General features: G+C 70.0%; 15 protein-coding genes. 12 read left to right on the top strand and 3 right to left on the bottom strand.

Annotated elements, in window-relative coordinates:
* Positions 1–21: 21 nt before the first annotated feature.
* Both AB0E94_RS05205 and AB0E94_RS05200 read right to left on the bottom strand, forming a co-directional pair.
* A complete protein-coding gene (locus AB0E94_RS05205; RefSeq protein WP_360322799.1) occupies positions 22–1,137 on the bottom strand; it encodes a magnesium and cobalt transport protein CorA in 1,116 nt (371 codons plus the stop codon).
* 83 nt (positions 1,138–1,220) lie between these two features.
* Complete coding sequence (locus AB0E94_RS05200) at positions 1,221–2,315, bottom strand: PLP-dependent aminotransferase family protein (RefSeq protein WP_360322797.1); 1,095 nt, start codon at positions 2,313–2,315, stop codon at positions 1,221–1,223.
* Between the two features lie 122 nt (positions 2,316–2,437).
* On the opposite strand from AB0E94_RS05200, the gene AB0E94_RS05195 reads away from it, so the two are divergent.
* The 3 genes from AB0E94_RS05195 to AB0E94_RS05185 are packed head-to-tail and all read left to right on the top strand — an operon-like array spanning position 2,438 to position 4,951.
* Positions 2,438–3,169: a phosphocholine cytidylyltransferase family protein gene (locus AB0E94_RS05195; RefSeq protein WP_360322795.1), complete on the top strand. Its 732-nt coding sequence runs from the start codon at positions 2,438–2,440 to the stop codon at positions 3,167–3,169.
* Complete coding sequence (locus AB0E94_RS05190) at positions 3,157–4,218, top strand: iron-containing alcohol dehydrogenase family protein (RefSeq protein ID WP_360322793.1); 1,062 nt, start codon at positions 3,157–3,159, stop codon at positions 4,216–4,218. The genes AB0E94_RS05195 and AB0E94_RS05190 overlap by 13 nt, the downstream gene beginning before the upstream one ends.
* Positions 4,199–4,951, top strand: a complete 753-nt coding sequence (locus AB0E94_RS05185; RefSeq protein ID WP_360322791.1) for a CDP-alcohol phosphatidyltransferase family protein — start codon at positions 4,199–4,201, stop codon at positions 4,949–4,951. Before AB0E94_RS05190 ends, AB0E94_RS05185 begins: the two co-directional genes overlap by 20 nt.
* Before the next feature lie 76 nt (positions 4,952–5,027).
* Here AB0E94_RS05185 and AB0E94_RS05180 read toward each other — a convergent pair whose 3' ends face one another.
* Positions 5,028–6,209, bottom strand: coding sequence for a glycosyltransferase family 4 protein (locus AB0E94_RS05180; protein WP_360322789.1), 1,182 nt, complete (start codon positions 6,207–6,209; stop codon positions 5,028–5,030).
* Between the two features lie 24 nt (positions 6,210–6,233).
* Here AB0E94_RS05180 and AB0E94_RS05175 point away from each other — a divergent pair, with 24 nt between their 5' ends.
* The 9 genes from AB0E94_RS05175 (at position 6,234) to AB0E94_RS05135 (ending at position 16,424) form a co-directional block, all read left to right on the top strand.
* Positions 6,234–7,094: a DNA-formamidopyrimidine glycosylase family protein gene (locus AB0E94_RS05175; protein ID WP_360322787.1), complete on the top strand. Its 861-nt coding sequence runs from the start codon at positions 6,234–6,236 to the stop codon at positions 7,092–7,094.
* A 176-nt stretch (positions 7,095–7,270) separates the two neighbouring features.
* The gene (locus AB0E94_RS05170) at positions 7,271–8,857 is read left to right on the top strand and encodes a sugar transferase (protein ID WP_360322785.1); all 1,587 of its coding nucleotides are present in this window, start codon (positions 7,271–7,273) and stop codon (positions 8,855–8,857) included.
* A 9-nt stretch (positions 8,858–8,866) separates the two neighbouring features.
* Positions 8,867–10,060, top strand: a complete 1,194-nt coding sequence (locus AB0E94_RS05165; protein ID WP_360322783.1) for a histidine kinase — start codon at positions 8,867–8,869, stop codon at positions 10,058–10,060.
* A complete protein-coding gene (locus AB0E94_RS05160) occupies positions 10,057–10,797 on the top strand; it encodes a LytTR family DNA-binding domain-containing protein (RefSeq protein ID WP_360322781.1) in 741 nt (246 codons plus the stop codon). Before AB0E94_RS05165 ends, AB0E94_RS05160 begins: the two co-directional genes overlap by 4 nt.
* Before the next feature lie 259 nt (positions 10,798–11,056).
* Positions 11,057–11,740 (top strand): response regulator transcription factor, encoded by a 684-nt coding sequence (locus AB0E94_RS05155; protein ID WP_360322779.1) that lies wholly within the window; start codon positions 11,057–11,059, stop codon positions 11,738–11,740.
* Complete coding sequence (locus AB0E94_RS05150; RefSeq protein ID WP_360322777.1) at positions 11,737–12,798, top strand: ATP-binding protein; 1,062 nt, start codon at positions 11,737–11,739, stop codon at positions 12,796–12,798. Before AB0E94_RS05155 ends, AB0E94_RS05150 begins: the two co-directional genes overlap by 4 nt.
* A gap of 140 nt (positions 12,799–12,938) precedes the next feature.
* On the top strand, positions 12,939–14,384 hold the full coding sequence (locus AB0E94_RS05145; protein WP_360322775.1) for a DUF4173 domain-containing protein: 1,446 nt from the start codon (positions 12,939–12,941) through the stop codon (positions 14,382–14,384).
* A gap of 31 nt (positions 14,385–14,415) precedes the next feature.
* A complete protein-coding gene (locus AB0E94_RS05140) occupies positions 14,416–14,805 on the top strand; it encodes a hypothetical protein (protein WP_317789476.1) in 390 nt (129 codons plus the stop codon).
* Positions 14,802–16,424 carry a cation acetate symporter gene (locus tag AB0E94_RS05135; RefSeq protein WP_360322773.1) on the top strand — a complete coding sequence of 541 codons (1,623 nt, stop codon included), beginning with the start codon at positions 14,802–14,804 and terminating at the stop codon, positions 16,422–16,424. Before AB0E94_RS05140 ends, AB0E94_RS05135 begins: the two co-directional genes overlap by 4 nt.
* The last annotated feature ends 408 nt before the right edge of the window (positions 16,425–16,832 follow it).

Below are 16,832 nucleotides of genomic sequence, written 5' to 3'. Positions count from 1 at the left end.
CCGGGCTTGATTCCGTGGGGGTCACAACCACCCGTTGCGGCGCAGCGCTCGATAGAGAGCCACGGTGACCAGGGACAACAGGGCGATCAGCGCCGGGTATCCGTACTTCCAGTCGGTTTCCGGCATGTAGTCGAAGTTCATGCCGTAGACGCCGGCGAACGCGGTCCACACCGTGGCGATGGCCGCCCAGGACGCGATCTTGCGCATGTCGTTGTTCTGGTCGACGGTCACCTGCGCCAGCCGCGCCTGGAGGATCGAGTTGAGCAGGTCGTCGTAGGAGGAGACCTGCTCGACGGTACGGGTCAGGTGGTCCTGGACGTCCCGGAAGTAACGCCTGATCTCCTTGGGCACCACGCCCTGGCTCGACGTGATCGACGCGAGCGGCCGCTGGAGCGGGACGACCGCCCGGCGGAACTCCACGAGCTCCCGCTTGAGCTGGTAGACCTGCTGTATCGGGGCGATGCGGTCACGTGAGAACACACCCTCCTCGATGAGGTCGAGGTCGGCCTCGAAGTCGTCGGCCACCTCCAGGTAGTGGTCGACCACCCGGTCGGTCACCGCGTAGGCGACCGCCCACGGGCCCTGCTGCAACAGCGCCACCCGCTGGTTCTCCAGGTCGGCCCGGACCGGGGCCATCTCGGAGGCGTCACCGTGCCGGACGGTGATGACGAACCGCTCCCCGATGAAGATCATCATCTGGCCGGTCTCGACCACCTGGGAGCTCTCGGTCAGCTCCTGGTGCGGCACGTACCGGGCGGTCCGCAGCACCAGGAAGTGCACGTCGTTGAACTGCTCCAGCTTCGGCCGCTGCTCGGCCTTGACCGCGTCCTCCACGGCCAGTTCGTGCAGGCCGTACACCTGGGCGACAGCCGCCATCTCGGGCTCGGCCGGCTGGTGCAGGCCCAGCCAGACGAACGCGCCGTCCCGGCTGCACGCCTCGGCGAGAGCCTGGTCCGGGCTGAAGTCACCGGGCAGGCGCTTGCCGTCGACGTAGACGCCGCAGTCCACCACCGAGGACGGGCTCTGCCCGTCGAAGCTCACCTGACTCGGGTTGTCACCGTTGTTGAGCAGGCCACGCATCCGCTCGGCCCACATCTTGCCGAGGGGCCGGCCTCGGGTCCACGAACGTTCCGTCATGCTCGACCTCCCCCGGTGCGACGACAAAACCAGCCGAGGGTACCCGCGCCGGGCGAACATCAGCCCACCCGGCGCGGAACAGCTCAGCCCCGTACCTCTTCGATCGCCTCGGCGAGACGACGCACGCCCTCGTCGATCTGGTCGACGGTGACCGCCGAGAAGGCGAGGCGCAGCGAGTTGTGCCCGCCCTCCAGCAGGAAGTCGCTGCCCTTGACGACCGCGACCCCCTTCTTCATCGCGGCCGAGAACAGCTTGTCCACGTCGACGTCCGACGGCAGGTCGACCCAGAGGAAGTACCCACCGTCCGGCTCGGTGAAGGTGGCCCCGGGGATGTGCTTACGGATCGACTCGGCCAGCACCCGGGCCCGTTCGCCCAGCGCGGCGCTGACCGTCTGCACCGACTTCTCGATGTCACCCGACACACAGAACTGGTGCACGATCGCCTCGGAGACCATGCCCGGGGAGATGTAGAGGTTGGTGGCCTTCTTCGCGATCGCGTCGATCAGCGCGGCCGGACCGACCAGATAACCGACCCGGACACCGGGGCAGACCGTCTTGGTGAAGCTGGAGGCGTGCACGACCAGGCTGTTGGTGTCCAGCGACAGCATCGAGGGCAGCGGCTCACCACGGAACCGGATGTCCACATACGGGTCGTCCTCGAAGATGATGAACTCGTACTGCTCGGCCAGGGCCAGCAGCGCGCGCCGCTTCTCGTCGGAGAGCGTCACACCGGCCGGGTTCTGGTAGTTCGGGATGATGTGCGCCAGCTTCGGCCGCACCCCCGACTCGAGGAGCGCACGCAGCTCGTCGGTGTCGATCCCGTCCGGCTGCACGGTGACCTGGTGCACCTTGGCGCCCAGGTTCTGCAGGTTGAGCAGGGTCCGGTCGTAGGTCGGCTTCTCCACGATCACGTCGTCACCGGGCTTGACCAGGTGCCCGAAGAGGAACGCGTCGGCCTGGAGCGAGCCGTTCGTGACGATGACCTGGTCGGGGGTGACGTTGTGCTTGTCGGCGATCCACTTCCGCAGCGGGAGGTAGCCGACTGAGGTGCCGTACGCGGTGACGCCGGCGGGGTCGGCGTCGAAAGCGCGGGCGGCGGCGGCCTTGAGGCCCTCCACGTCGACGATGTCCAGCGACGGGGCGCCACGGGCGAAGGAGATCAGCTGCTCAGCGGTCATACCCGACAGCTTAGAAGCCGGGTCTATACCATTTTCGGTGTGCCCCTCGCGAGTCCTACGGATGGGACACATGCCGTTATCCTCGCTGGGCACCCCTCATCGCATTGGAAGGAACCACCCCCATGATCGGATTGGTCCTCGCCGCCGGCGCCGGCCGCAGGCTGCGCCCGTACACGGACACGCTCCCGAAGGCGCTGGTCCCCGTGGACGGGGAAACCACGATCATGGACATCTCGCTCCGTAACCTGGCGGCCGCCGGCCTGTCCGAGGTCACCATCGTCGTCGGCTACTGCGCCGGCGCGGTGGAGGAGCGCGTCGAGGGTTTCGAGCAGAAGTACGGCGTGAAGATCTCCCTGGTTCACAACGACAAGGCCGAGGAGTGGAACAACGCCTACAGCCTGTGGCTCGCCCGGGACCACTTCGCCCAGGGCGCCCTCATGGTGAACGGCGACACCGTGCACCCGGTCAGCGTGGAGCACACCCTGCTCGCCAAGCGCGGGCCGAGCATCCTCCTCGCCGTCGATACTGTGAAGAAGCTTGCTGACGAGGAGATGAAGACCGTCTTCAATGCGGATGGCCAGCTCACCAAAATCACGAAGCTGATGGACCCGGCCGAGGCGTACGGGGAGTACATCGGCGCCAACATCATCGAGGCGTCCGCGGCCGGCAAGCTGGCCGACGCGCTCAAGGCGACCTTCGAGAAGGACCCGAACCAGTTCTACGAGGACGGCTTCCAGCTCTACGCCGACCGTGGCAACGAGGTGCGGGCCGCGGAGATCGGTGAGGTCTCCTGGGTCGAGGTCGACAACCACGAGGACCTGGCGAAGGCTCGGGACATCGCATGCCGCTACTAGCCCGTAGCGTCCAGACCCCGCTGCACATCGAGGTGCGGCGGGGCGCGGTCGCCGACCTCGGCAAGATCCTCGCCGACGGCCGGATCTCCTCCGGCGGCGACGTGGCAGTGGTGGTCGGCCCCGGGCTTGGCGAGCAGATCGTCGATCTGCTGCGCCCCTCGCTGAACTCGGCCGAGGTCTACGTCACCAGCGGCGGCACCCTGGACGCCGCCCTCGACCTGTCCGCCAAGCTGCGCAGCGGCCACTACGACGCGGTCGTCGGCATCGGCGGCGGCAAGACCGTCGACACCGCGAAATACGCGGCGAGCCGCTGGGGCCTGCCGATGGTCTCGGTCGCCACCAGCCTCGCCAACGACGGCATCGCCTCACCGGTCGCCAGCCTGATCAACGACGGGATCAAAGGGTCGTACGGGGTGCACATCCCGTTCGGTGTCGTCGTCGACCTGGACTTCGTCGAGAGCGGCCCGGACCGGGTCAACCGGGCCGGCATCGGTGACGTGGTCAGCAACATCAGCGCTCTCGCCGACTGGGAACTGGCCCGGGAGATGCGTGGGGAGTCCGTCGACGGGCTCGCCTCGTCGCTGTCCCGGATGGGCGCCGAGGCGGTCCTCTCGATGCCCGGCGACATGACCGACGACGCGTTCGTCACCACGCTCGCCGAGGCGCTGATCTCCAGCGGCCTCGCGATGGCGGTGGCCGGCACGAGCATCCCGTGCAGCGGCGGCTGCCACGAGATCATGCACGCCACCGACTCGCTCTTCCCGAACACCGCCTCCCACGGCGAACTCGCCGGTCTGGGCGCACTGTTCTGCACGTTCCTGCGTGGCGACGAGCGGCGGCTCAAGCAGATGTCGGACTGTCTGGCCCGGCACCAGCTCCCCCGCACGCCGTCCGACGTCGGACTCGACGCCGACCAGTTCGCACAGGTCATCGAGTTCGCACCGCGGACCCGCCCGGATCGTTACACCATCCTGGAACACCTCGCCATGACGCCGGAGCAGACCCGGCAGAAGCTGGCCGAATACAACGATGTCATCGCAACCCTCTGACCACGGTTCCAGCCGCCCTCGCACCGAGGGCGGCCCGCCCACAGCAGCCGACTACTACGCGGCCAATCGTGGCGGTGGCCTGTTCAGCGAGGGCATCAGCCAGCGGATCGGGTCGCGGATCGCGGTCGCAGCGCACAAGCGCCACCTGTCGCCGACCGTCCTGTCGATCCTCAACCTGGGCCTGGGCTGCCTGGTGTCGTTCATCGTGATCGGCACCGCCGGCCCGGTCGCCGACGGGTCGCTGTGGGCCGCCCCGATCGGTCTGCTCGCCCTGGTCGGCTGGCAGCTCGCCTACGCCTTCGACTGCTCGGACGGCCAGCTGGCCCGGGTGACCGGCCAGTCCAGCTCGTCCGGCGGCCGCCTCGACGTGCTCTGCGACGTGGCAGTCCAGTGTTCCCTGGTGGCGGCCCTGTCCGCAGTCGCGAAAGCCCAGGAACCGGACACTCCCGCCTGGCTGCTGGCCGCCTTCGCCGCCACCTGGATGGTCAACCTGGTCACCTCGGTGATGCAGTCCGGCGCCCAGGCCGCCAGCATGGTGACCAGCACGTCGTTCCCGGTCCGGGCGGCGAAGCTGGTGCGCGACTACGGCGCCGTGATCGCCCTGGCCGGCGTGGTGCTGACCATCGCGCCGCAGTGGGCGGTCTGGTTCGTGGCCCTGTTCACCCTGATCAACGGCGGTTTCCTGGCCGCGTCGATCGCGTTCACCGGCCGGGCCGCGCTGAAGGGCTCCTGACCGAGAGCCCGCGTGCCGACCTGCGGCTCGATCCGCACCACAAAATCGGCACGCGGGCGACAGGTCGGCACGCGGATCAACGCCTGGTGGCCGCGGTGGTGGACATCTCCGCGTAGATGGAGATCAGGCGCGGGGTCAGGACGTCGGGGTGGAAGTGTTCCTGGTAGCGGGCTCGGGCGGCAGTCGCCGCCGCGCCCGCGTCGGCCCGGGCCTGTGGGAGCGCGGCCGCGAGCGAGACCGGATCGGGCGAAGCGAGCCAGCCCGCGGCGCCCGGCCCGGTGCCGACCAGGTAGGGGATGCCACCGACGGCGGTTCCGAGCACCGCCCGCCCCGAGGACATCGCCTCCAGGATCACTGTCGGTAGCACATCTTCCCAGGTGGGGACGGCGATGACGACCGCTGAAGCCTGCCGGGCCGCGGTCATTCCGGCACGGTCGAGCGGGCCCAGGTAGGTGACGTCGGATCGTTCGGCCGCGGCCGCCTCGGCGAGCGGACGCAACTCACCGTCACCGGCGATGCGCAGCGGCCCGAGGCTGCCGTCCGGGTGCCGGCGCCAGGCGTCGAGCAGCAGGCCCAGCCCTTTCTCCGGGGAGAGCCGGGCGCCGTACAGGAATCCCTCGCCGAGCGGCGCCGGCGTGCCGGGGTCGGGCAGCCCGTTCGGCTTGATCACGATCCGGTCGGCCGGGATGCCGTAGTCGCTGAGATGCGCGGCGATCTTGTCGGTGAGCGCGATGTACCGATCCACCGACCGCCAGGTGGGCCGGTGCACGGCCAGCGTGGTCGCCATGATCGCGCTCTGCGCGGCCGACCCGCGGTAGCAGCGGTTCTTGATCGCCGGCAGCCCGATCAGCTTGCCGCGGCAGTCGTGGCAGTTGTGGCCGTCCCGGAAGTAGAGCCCGGACGAGCAGACCTGCCGGTAGTTGTGCACGGTCTGGACCACCGGGACACCGTGGGCGTGCGCGGTCCGGATCACCCAGGGCGAGAGCAGCGGGTACGGGTTGTGCAGGTGCAACACGTCAGGACGTTCGGCCCGGAGCACCGCGGCGAGCTCCCGCTGGGTGGCCGCCCCGTAGACCGGGGAGATCGGCAGCAGCACCTTACGTGCCGTGGACATCGAGTCGATCGAGTCGGAGCTGCGCTGGAACGGAACCACCTCGACGCCGGCCTCCCGCAGCTGGCCGATCTCCGTGTCGACGATCACGTTCTCGCCGGAGGGGATCGCCTCGCGGTACCGGTTGTGCGCCACCACCACCTTCATGGCGGGAAACGCTACCGTGAGGAGGTGCCCGAACTTCCCGAGGTCGAGGCGCTCGCTGCCTATCTGCGTGAGCGCGCGGTCGGCCGTACCGTGGAACGCTTCGAAGTCGCCTCTTTCAGCGCCCTGAAAACCTATGATCCGCAGCCGTCGGCGCTGGCCGGGCTGCCTGTGACGAGTGCCGGGCGGCACGGCAAGTTCCTGGATGCCGGCATCGGCGACGACCTGCACCTGATCGTGCACCTGGCCCGGGCGGGCTGGCTGCACTACCGCGAGTCGTTCAAGTCGCCGGCCCCGCTGAAGCCGGGCTCCGGCCCGATCGCGGTGCGGGTGCGGCTGGACGACGGTTCCGGGTTCGACCTGACCGAAGCGGGCACGCAGAAGTCGCTGGCCGCCTATGTGGTCCGCGACCCGTCCGAGGTGCCGGGGGTGGCCCGGCTCGGCCCGGACGCGCTGGCCGTGTCGGCGGAGGAGTTCGCCACCCGCATCCGGGGGCGAAAAGGACAGATCAAAGGGGTGCTCGTCGATCAGGAGGTGCTCGCCGGGATCGGTAACGCCTATTCCGACGAGATCCTGCACGCGGCGAAACTGTCCCCTTTCGCGCTGACCGGAAAACTGACCGACGAGCAGATGACCACGCTGTACGAGGCGATGCGCGCGATCGAGACGGACGCGGTGGAGCGTTCGGTAGGACAGAAAGCGGCCGAGCTCAAGGGCGAGAAACGCGCGGGTATGCGGGTGCACGCCCGGACCGGCCTGCCCTGCCCGGTCTGTGGCGACACGGTCCGTGAGGTGTCGTTCGCGGACAAGAGCCTGCAATACTGCGCGACCTGCCAAACCGGAGGGAAACCGCTGGCCGACCGCCGGCTGTCCAAGCTGGTCCGGTGAGCCGCTACCGAATGATGACAGCGCGTATACATCACGATTGCCGCCGTCACGTCACCTTTCTTCCTGCCGATCCATCGGTATAGTGGCCCGGTCCCTGGCAACCGTCTTGACGCGAACGGGTATCGGTGGACCCGCCGATGATCCCAAGGTCGTGGCGGTGCGTAATCTTTTTCCGGATGCGGGAGGACGTAGGCGGAGTGACTACTAGCCTGCATCGCCCAACTACCGACAGCAGCCGGAGCAGACCCGTGCGGTACGACAGCTTCGAGTGGCAGGAAGAGCAGCCGCCGAGCAACGGGGTGCCGCGGAACGCGTGGGGCCGGCAGAGCCGCAGACGTTCGCGCTGGCACCGCCCGTACACCTTTGCATTGGTCTTGCTCGATCTGCTCTCTACTCTCGGCGCCAGCTGGATCGCCAGCACCTTCCTGGAGAAGTCGCGCGCCGGCCTCAACCGGTCCTGGTGGTTCCTCGACGGGCCGGACCTGTTCAACTTCTTCGCGTACATCGTCCTGCCACTCGGCTGGCTGATCATCCTGTGGACCAACGGCTCCTACGACCGGCGCTATCTGGGCCTGGGCAGCGAGGAGTTCAAGCGGGTCGTCCGGGCTTCGGTGACCGTCGTCGCGGCTGTCTCGCTGCTCGCGTTCGCCACCAAGGCCGACCTGTCCCGTGGCACGGTCGCGACGGTGTCGGTGAGCGCGCTGCTCCTGATCCTGCTGTGCCGCGCGCTGGCCCGTCAGGTGCTGCACGTGGCCCGCCGGCACACCGGGCACGGCGCGCACCGGATGGTGCTGGTCGGCACCCTGCCGGAGGCGCTCGAGGTCTACACCGCGGTGACCCGCAGCCCAGCCGCCGGTCTGATCCCGGTCGCCATCCACCTGACCGACGGTTTCGCGGCCGCCCGCGGCATCGAGACGCCGGTTCCGGTCTACGCCGGGCGGGACGTGCTGTCGCTGGTCCGTGAGGTCGGTGCGGACACCATCGCGGTCTGCGGGTCGGCCAGCGCCGAACCCGGTGAGTTGCGCCGTCTGGCCTGGCAGTTGGAGGGCACCGGCGTCGACCTGGTGGTCGCGCCGCAGCTGACCGACATCGCCGGTCCCCGGGTGCACATCCGCCCGATCGAGGGCCTGCCGCTGCTGCACGTCGAGGAGCCGACCCTGTCGGGTCCCGGCTGGCTGGTGAAGAACCTGATGGACCGGGTCGCGGCGGGTCTCGGCCTGCTGGCGATCAGCCCGATCCTGGCGTTCATCGCGCTCGGCATCCGGCTGTCCGACCCGGGTCCGGTGTTCTTCCGGCAGACCCGGGTGGGCCACGACGGCCGCACCTTCCGGGTGTGGAAGTTCCGGACCATGTATGTGGACGCCGAGGAGCGCAAGGCCACGCTGGACGAGCTCAACGAGACCGACGGCATGCTCTTCAAGATGAAGCAGGACCCGCGGATCTTCTCGTTCGGCGCGAAACTGCGGGCCACCTCGATGGACGAGCTGCCGCAGCTGATCAACGTGCTGAAGGGCGAGATGTCGCTGGTCGGCCCGCGCCCGCTGCCCGCGGATGACGGCGACTACCTGGGCGACGTCCGGCGGCGGTTGCTGGTGCGCCCCGGCATGACCGGGTTGTGGCAGGTCAGCGGTCGTTCCGACCTGTCCTGGGACGAGGCGGTCCGGTTGGACCTCTACTACGTGGACAACTGGTCACTCACTTACGACCTGAGCATCCTCTGGCGCACCATCGGCGTGGTTCTCAAGCGCAAGGGCGCCTATTAGGGTCGCAGCATGAATGGCCAGGTCGGGAGCGCGTTGGCGGTGGTCGCCGTGCTCGCCGCCCTGGCCGCGGCCGTGGTGGCGGTGCTGCGGCTGCGGGCCCGGCGCGGGATCGCCACGGCGATGCAGCGGGCCACCTACGACGTTCTGCACACGGCGGTGCTCGCGGCCGAACCGCTGCGCGCCGGCCTGACGCCGGCTACCGCCGGAAAAGCGGTCCGGCATCTGCGGGAGCTGGTCGGTGCGGTGGGTCTGGCGATCGTCGATGGAGACAGATGCCTGGCGTACGACGGCCGGGGCGCCCACCACGAACAGGAACTGATCGCGGCAGCGCGTAAGTCGGTCAGAGCGCAGCGTTCGGTCGTACTCAATGGGTCTGATCTGTCCTGTGACCGTGTCGACTGCGTGGCGCGTGGTGCGGTGATCGCGCCGCTGGGTGGCCCCGGTGGCGCGGCGAAGGCCGCGCTGATCGCGGTGGCCGACGGACAGCCCGCGCCGGGTCTGGTCCAGGCCACGCTGGAGGCGGCGCGCTGGGCCGGGTCGCAGATGGCCGTGGCCGAGCTGGAGTCGTCGCGGGAGCGGCTGGCGAGGGCCGAGGTCCGTGCGCTGCGGGCGCAGATCAGCCCGCATTTCATCTACAACGCGCTGACCGCGATCGCGTCGTTCGTGCGCACCGATCCGGAGCGGGCCCGGGAGCTGATCCTGGAGTTCGCCGAGTTCACCCGCTACTCGTTCCGGGCGCACGGCGAGTTCACGACGCTGGCCGAGGAGTTGCGGTCGATCGATCGTTATCTGACCATCGAGCGGGCCCGGTTCGGGGACCGGCTTCAGGTGCGGCTGCAGATCGCGCCCGAGGTGCTGCCGGTGGGCCTGCCGTTCCTGTGTCTTCAGCCGCTCGTGGAGAACGCGGTCCGGCACGGACTGTCCCGCAAGCCGGGCGTCGGTATGGTGAGCATCGAGGCACGGGACGCGGGGGCGGAATGCCACATCACGGTCGAGGATGACGGGGTCGGCATGGATCCGGCGGTGTTCACGCTGGACGGGTCGGACTCCGAGGACGGGCAGCACGTCGGTCTGGTGAACGTGGACGAACGTCTGCGGTCGGTCTTCGGCGATCACAACGGCCTGGTGGTGGAGACCGCACCCGGCTCCGGTACGAAGGTGAGCATGCGGGTGCCGAAATTCCACCCCCAGGTGCGGGCATGAGCAGCTTGGTCGTGCTCGCCGTCGACGACGAGCCGCCGGCGCTTGACGAGCTGGCCTACCTGCTGAACGCGGACGGCCGGGTGGCGCACGTGCACCGGGCCGGTGATGCGACCGAGGCGCTGCGGGTGCTGCGTGACACCGAGGTGGACGCGGTCTTCCTGGACATCCGGATGCCCGGCCTGGACGGCATGGAGCTGGCCCGGATCCTGCGGCGGTTCGCCCAGCCGCCGGCGATCGTCTTCGTGACCGCCTACGACGACGGCGCGGTGGACGCCTTCGACCTGGGTGTGACCGATTATGTTCGCAAGCCGGTGCGGGCCGAGCGGCTGGCCGAGTCGCTGCGCCGGGTGGCGGGTCTGCGAGCGGCGCCGGCGCCGGCCGTTCCGGCCGACGAGCCGGCCATCCCGGTGGAGCTGGCCGGCACGACCCGCATGCTGCCGCGATCGGCGGTGCGCTGGGTGGAGGCCCAGGGCGATTACGCCCGGCTGCACACCGGAGACAATTCCCATCTGGTACGGGTTTCGCTGGCGACCCTGGCCGAGCGGTGGGCCAACGCGGGTTTCGTCCGTATTCACCGCTCGTATCTGGTCCAGCTACGACTGGTCACCGAGCTGCGCCTGACCGGTTCCGGCTATGTGGTGGCGGTGGACGGTGTGGAGCTTCCGGTGAGTCGCCGGCACACCAGGGAGCTGAAGGATCGCCTGATCAGGGCGGCCAAACACGACTGGACCCGCTGAATCCACACGGTTGTCCACAGCCTCACCGGCTTGTCCACAGAGTTATCCACAGGCCCGTAGCGGCTATCCCGGATCAGTGCCAACCTGGGTTCGGCTTCCGCTGTGCCCGCGCGGCCCCTCACAGGATGCATCTCCACAGGTTGTTCACATCTCCACCGCCGGCTCTGCGCAGGCGATCAATAAGCTCCTGGCCACCGGCCGGTGAGCCACGGGGGCACACCGACCGGGGACCAGGATCATCCGGAGAGGTGCCAGGAGCATGGAGAGTGTCGAACGGCGGGTTCTCGTCGTGGAGGACGAGCGCGCCATCGCGGACGCGGTGGCCGCACGGCTTCGCGCCGAGGGCTTCCTGGTGCAGGTGGTCGGTGACGGGCCGAGCGCGGTCGCAGCGGTCCGCCAGGCCGCGCCGGATCTGATCGTCCTCGACGTGATGCTGCCCGGTTACGACGGGCTGGAGGTCTGCCGCCGGATCCAGGACCAGCGGGTGCCGGTGCTGATGCTGACCGCCCGCGACGACGAGACGGACCAGCTGGTGGGTCTCGCGGTCGGCGCCGACGACTACATGGTCAAGCCGTTCTCGATGCGGGTGCTCGCGGCCCGGGTGCACGCGCTGCTGCGCCGGGCCGACAAGACCGCCACCCCGGCCCCGGCGCCGGGGCTGCGACTCGGCGATCTGGAGATCAACCAGGCCGAGCGGCGGGTGCTGCGCGGCGGCGCCGAGGTACACCTGACCCCGACCGAGTTCGATCTGCTGGCCCACCTGGCCGGCCGGCCGCGCACGGTCGTGCCCCGGGAGCGGCTGCTGTCCGAGGTGTGGGGCTGGGCCGACACCTCGGGTACCCGAACGGTGGACAGCCACATCAAGGGTCTGCGGCGCAAGCTGGGGGCGGACCTCATCCGTACGGTCCACGGCGTCGGATACGCCCTGGAGGTCGACAGATGACCAGCTGGCTGATGTGGCGTATCCACAACCTGGTGGCGCCGATGTTCGCCTGGCTGCCCCGGCCGCTCGACCCGGTCCGGTCGATCAAGGCGAAACTCTCCCTGGCCCTCGGCTTCGCCGGCGGGGTGGGCCTGCTGGTGTTCCTGTGGAGCATCGACTTCTACCGGATCGACCTGCTGTGGATCGCCATCGCGGCGGCTCTCGGCCTGGTCACGTTGCAGGTGATGGCGCACGGCGCGACGGTGCCGCTGCGGGAGATGACGGTCGCGGCCCGGGAGATGGCGCGCGGCGACTACACCCGCCGGATCCGGACCCGCTCGCAGGACGAGGTGGGCGAGCTGGCCACGGCGTTCAACCAGATGGCGGCGGATCTGGCGGCCTCCGACCGGCAGCGGCGGGAGCTGATCGCGAACGTGTCGCACGAGTTGCGTACGCCGATCACCGCCTTGCGCGGCCTGCTGGAGAACATCGTCGACGGGGTGGCCGCGGCCGAGCCGGAGACGATGGCGACCGCCCTGGCCCAGACCGAGCGGCTCAGCCGCCTGGTCACCGACCTGCTGGACCTGTCCCGGCTGGACGCCGGGGTGGTGCCGATGCGCCGGGAGCCGATCGACCTGCCGGCTTTCCTGGACCGGGTGGCCCGGGAGGCGACCGTGAACGCCGGCGGCACCGGCCACGACGTGCGGTTCGAGGTGTCGGCGCCGCGTCTCGTGGTGCCCGGCGACCGGGAGCGCCTGCATCAGGTCTTCGCGAATCTGCTGGACAACGCGGCTCGGCACAGCCCGCCGGGCGGGATCGTCACGGTCCGGGCCGAGCGGCACGACGACCACGTGGTGCTCGCCGTCGTGGACCAGGGCGACGGCATCCCCGCCGAGGAGCGGGAGCGGGTCTTCGAGCGTTTCACGCGGGGCGAGCGCGCCACCGGTGGCGGAACCGGGCTGGGCCTGGCGATCGCGCGCTGGGTGGTGCAGCTGCACCGGGGCACCATCGCCGTGATCGAGCCGGACGGCAGTCGCGGGTGCCACATCCAGGTACGACTTCCGCTGCGAGCGGTCTGAGGGAGAGCAGTGACATGTCCATCACCACCGTGCAACCTTCGAACGGACAAATAGGACTTATCCACGGGCCTTGGCCGGCGCCCGGACCGTGGAGCCGGTACTGGCCGGGACCGGGCCGCCCGGCCTCACCCGCGACCGTCGTGGCCGTCCTCGCCGCCACCCTGACCGCCGCCCTCAGCGTCCCGCTGGACCGGGCCGGCCTCGGCTGGCTCGTCACCGCGCTGGCCGCGACCGCCGCCCTGATCACGGCTCGCGTCGTGGGTATCCCCGACGTCGTGCCGGCCCTGGTGCCGACCCGCACCGACAACGGCACGTGGGACCGGTTCCTGTGGGCCGCGGCCACCGTCGCCCTGCTCACCGTCGGCACGTTCCGGGCGGCCGGCTGGCTCTTCGTGCTGTGCCTGCTCACCGCGACCATGACCACCGCGCTGGCGCTCTCCTCAGGCCGCTCGCTGCGCTCGATCGTGGCGACGTACGCGCTGGCCCCGATCGCCGCGAGCCGCGGCGGCCTGTGGCTGGCCCGGGGCGCAGCACGGCTGCGCGGCAGAGGGCGGAGCGGGAACGCGCTGCGGGTGCTGGCCACCCTGGCCGTGTCGGTGCTGCTCCTGGTCGTCTTCGGCGCGCTCTTCGTCTCGGCCGACGCCGCGTTCGCCCGGGTCTTCGAGGCCGCGATCCCGGAACTCCAGCCGACCACGATCGTTCGCTGGATCTTCGTCTCGGTGGTCACCGCCCCGCTGCTCACCGCCGCCGCGTACCTGCGGGCCGCACCGCCCGCGCTCGGCCGGCTGGACCGCACCGAGGGACGCAAGGTCAGCCGCCTGGAGTGGGCGATCCCGCTCGGCCTGCTGGTGCTGCTGTTCGCCGCGTTCGTGACGATCCAGCTCACCGTCCTCTTCGGGGGCGTGCAGCACGTCGTCGAGACCGCCGGCCTCACCTACGCCGAATACGCCCGCAGCGGGTTCTGGCAGCTCTGCGCGGTGACCGCGCTGACCCTGATGGTCCTCGCCGGCGCGGCCCGCTGGGCGCCGCGGACCGAACCCGCCGACCGGATCCTGCTGCGTGTGGTGCTCGGCGCACTGGCCACCCTCACCCTGGTGATCGTCGCCTCGGCCCTGCACCGGATGAACGTCTACACCGACACGTACGGCCTGACCCGGCTGCGACTGCTGGTCGCCTGTTGTGAGGCCTGGTTCGGGCTGGTGCTCGTGATGGTGCTGATCGCCGGCATCCGGATCCGGGCCGCCTGGCTGCCCCGGGTCGCGCTCGCGGTGGGCGTGCTGACCCTGCTCGGCCTGGCCGGCGCCGACCCGGACGGGCTGATCGCCGAGAACCACGTGCAGCGGTTCGAGCGCACCCAGCAGATCGACGTGCAGTACCTGGCCGACCTCTCCCCGGACGCGGCGCCCGGACTGACCGGCCTCGACGACCCGGACATCCGGAACTGCCTGCTCGACGCGATCGGCGACGGCATGCCGGCCGACGACTGGCGCGGCTTCAACCTGGCCCGGGAGAAGGCCCGCGATCTGGTCGCCCAGCACCGGCCGGTCAGCCCCAGCACCTGCCACCAGATGTTGTACCGGTCTTGACAATCAGCCGGGGGCGGACAGACTGCCGGACATGGCCGTCGACGATCCGCCCCCGCGCCCACGCGTGACGGTCGTGCTCGCCGACGCCGCCTCCCGGCGCGGCACAGCCGACCACGGCAGCACCGACCTCACCGAACAGACCCCGGTCGGCGAGGCGCTCGTCAAAGGTCTGGTACGCGCCCAACTCGCCCTCGCGCTGCGGCTCGCCCTGGTGGTGGCGGCCGGACTGGGCACCCTGCCACTGCTGTTCGCGGTCGCGCCGGCCGTCGGCACCGTCAAAGTCTTCGGCGTGCACCTGCCGTGGGTGCTGCTCGGGGTGCTGTCGTTCCCGTTCCTGGTGCTGGTCGGCGCGGCCTACGTGCGCTGGGCGGAACGCAACGAGCAGGACTTCGCGGCCCTCATCCGCAGGCCGGAGCAGTGAATCCGTACCTGGCCCCCGGCCTCGTCCTGGTCGTCCTGCTGACCGTGGCGATCGGGGCGTACGGCCTGCGTTTCGCCCGCACCACATCGGACTTCCTGGTCGCCTCCCGATCGGTGAGCCCGTCCTGGAACGCCGCCGCGATCAGCGGTGAATACCTGTCCGCCGCCTCCTTCCTGGGCGTCGCCGGGCTGGTCCTGCGGTACGGCGTGGACGTCCTCTGGTACCCGGTCGGGTTCGCCGCCGGCTATCTGGCGCTACTGCTGTTCGTGGCCGCGCCGCTGCGCCGGTCCGGGGCGTTCACCCTTCCCGACTTCTGCGAGGTACGGCTCCGGTCCACCGCCCTGCGCCGGCTGGCGACCGCGTTCGTGCTGTTCATCGGGTGTCTCTACCTCCTGCCCCAGTTGCAGGGGGCGGGGCTCACGTTCGCCACGCTGACCGGTGGGTCGTACGCCTGGGGTGCTCTCGTCGTGGCCGTGGTGGTGACAGCGAACGTGGCCTTCGGCGGGATGCGCGCGATCACCTTCGTGCAGGCGTTCCAGTACTGGTTGAAGCTGACGGCGTTGGCCGTACCCATGATCTTCTTGATCTTGCAGTGGCAGGCCGACGGCCGCCCTGCGGTGACCCCGCCGGCCGGGGCGGTCTTCCCCGTCGCGACGACCGTGACGGTTCAGCAGGACGCGCTCCTGAACGGCACGCTCCGGGTGGAGAAGGGCCAGGAGCTGCACTTCGCGGCGGGAGCGCCGGTTCCGACGGTGAGCACTGTGGACAGCGAGTTCGGCAAGGACTGGCTCCTTCCCGACAAGAGCGGACTTTTTACCACTTATTCGCTTATCTTGGCGACGTTCCTCGGCACCATGGGCCTTCCGCACGTACTCGTGCGCTTCTACACGAACCCGGACGGGGCCTCAGCCCGCCGGACGACCCTCGTGGTGCTCGCCATGGTCGGCCTGTTCTACCTGCTCCCGACGTTGTACGGGGTACTCGGCCGGATCTACACACCACAACTGCTGATGACCGGCAACACCGATGCGGTGGTGCTGCTGCTGCCCGAAGCGGTCCTCGGCGACGGCCATCTCGGCCGGCTGCTCGGCGCCCTGGTCACCGCGGGCGCGCTGGCCGCGTTCCTCTCCACCTCGTCCGGCCTGCTCACCAGCGTCGCCGGGGTGATCTTCACGGACGTGCTCAGGCCCGGCCGCAACGGCTCGATCCGCGACTTCCGGATCGCCACCCTGCTCGCCGCGTCGGTGCCGACCGGGCTGGCCCTCTACGTGTCCGACATGGACGTTTCCCGGGTGGTGGGGCTGGCGTTCGCGGTGGCGGCGTCGAGTTTCTGCCCACTGCTGGTGCTCGGCATCTGGTGGCGAGGGCTGACCGACGTGGGCGCCATCGCCGGGCTGATCGCCGGCGGGGGCGCGGCGATGGCGGCGGTGCTGCTGACCGTGCTCGGGCCACCGTTGACCGGCTGGCCGGCCGAACTGGTCGGTCAGCCGGCCGCCTGGACGGTACCCCTGGCCTTCCTGGTGATGGTCGGAGTGTCCCTTTTCACAGGCCGGCGGGTGCCCCCGGACGTGGGCGCGACGATGCTGCGCCTGCACGCCCCCGAGGCCCTCCGAAGCTGAACGACACCGACGCCCGCCCATTACCGAAAGCCGACACCGACGTCCACCCATCACCGGAAGCCGACGTCGACGCCCACCCATCACCGAAAGCCGCGCAGGTCGACAAGATGGGCGCAGTCCCGAAGCCGCCGTACGCCGAGCCTCCAGAGATCTTGCACGGATGTTCACCCTCGAGCCGATCTTGCACGGTTCTCCCTGCCCCGACAGGAAGAAGGTTGCAAGGTCTCCGCCACAAAGTAGATCTTGAAAGATGTTTCACGCCCCGACGCGAAGAATCGTGCAAGATCGCGAGGAACCGGAAGAATCGTGCAAGATCGCGACGGTGCAGCGCGGGTGCGGGCGCGGGTGCGGAGCGGGTGCGGGCGCGGCGCGGGTGCGGGCGCGGCGCGGGTGCGGGCGCGGCGCGGG

The sequence above is a fragment of the Actinoplanes sp. NPDC026670 genome (assembly GCF_040638175.1).
GTDB lineage: Bacteria > Actinomycetota > Actinomycetes > Mycobacteriales > Micromonosporaceae > Actinoplanes.
The sequence above is the reverse complement of the archived record's forward strand: the minus strand, read 5'-3'. Positions and strand labels throughout refer to the sequence as shown.

What these genes read in the sequence shown, in the direction of transcription:
- AB0E94_RS05205 (WP_360322799.1), bottom strand. Translation starts at nt 1,137, where the DNA reads ATGACGGAACGTTCGTGGACCCGAGGCCGGCCCCTCGGCAAGATGTGG.
- AB0E94_RS05200 (WP_360322797.1), bottom strand. Translation starts at nt 2,315, where the DNA reads ATGACCGCTGAGCAGCTGATCTCCTTCGCCCGTGGCGCCCCGTCGCTG.
- AB0E94_RS05195 (WP_360322795.1), top strand. Translation starts at nt 2,438, where the DNA reads ATGATCGGATTGGTCCTCGCCGCCGGCGCCGGCCGCAGGCTGCGCCCG.
- AB0E94_RS05190 (WP_360322793.1), top strand. Translation starts at nt 3,157, where the DNA reads ATGCCGCTACTAGCCCGTAGCGTCCAGACCCCGCTGCACATCGAGGTG.
- AB0E94_RS05185 (WP_360322791.1), top strand. Translation starts at nt 4,199, where the DNA reads ATGTCATCGCAACCCTCTGACCACGGTTCCAGCCGCCCTCGCACCGAG.
- AB0E94_RS05180 (WP_360322789.1), bottom strand. Translation starts at nt 6,209, where the DNA reads ATGAAGGTGGTGGTGGCGCACAACCGGTACCGCGAGGCGATCCCCTCC.
- AB0E94_RS05170 (WP_360322785.1), top strand. Translation starts at nt 7,271, where the DNA reads ATGCGGGAGGACGTAGGCGGAGTGACTACTAGCCTGCATCGCCCAACT.
- AB0E94_RS05165 (WP_360322783.1), top strand. Translation starts at nt 8,867, where the DNA reads ATGAATGGCCAGGTCGGGAGCGCGTTGGCGGTGGTCGCCGTGCTCGCC.
- AB0E94_RS05160 (WP_360322781.1), top strand. Translation starts at nt 10,057, where the DNA reads ATGAGCAGCTTGGTCGTGCTCGCCGTCGACGACGAGCCGCCGGCGCTT.
- AB0E94_RS05155 (WP_360322779.1), top strand. Translation starts at nt 11,057, where the DNA reads ATGGAGAGTGTCGAACGGCGGGTTCTCGTCGTGGAGGACGAGCGCGCC.
- AB0E94_RS05150 (WP_360322777.1), top strand. Translation starts at nt 11,737, where the DNA reads ATGACCAGCTGGCTGATGTGGCGTATCCACAACCTGGTGGCGCCGATG.
- AB0E94_RS05140 (WP_317789476.1), top strand. Translation starts at nt 14,416, where the DNA reads ATGGCCGTCGACGATCCGCCCCCGCGCCCACGCGTGACGGTCGTGCTC.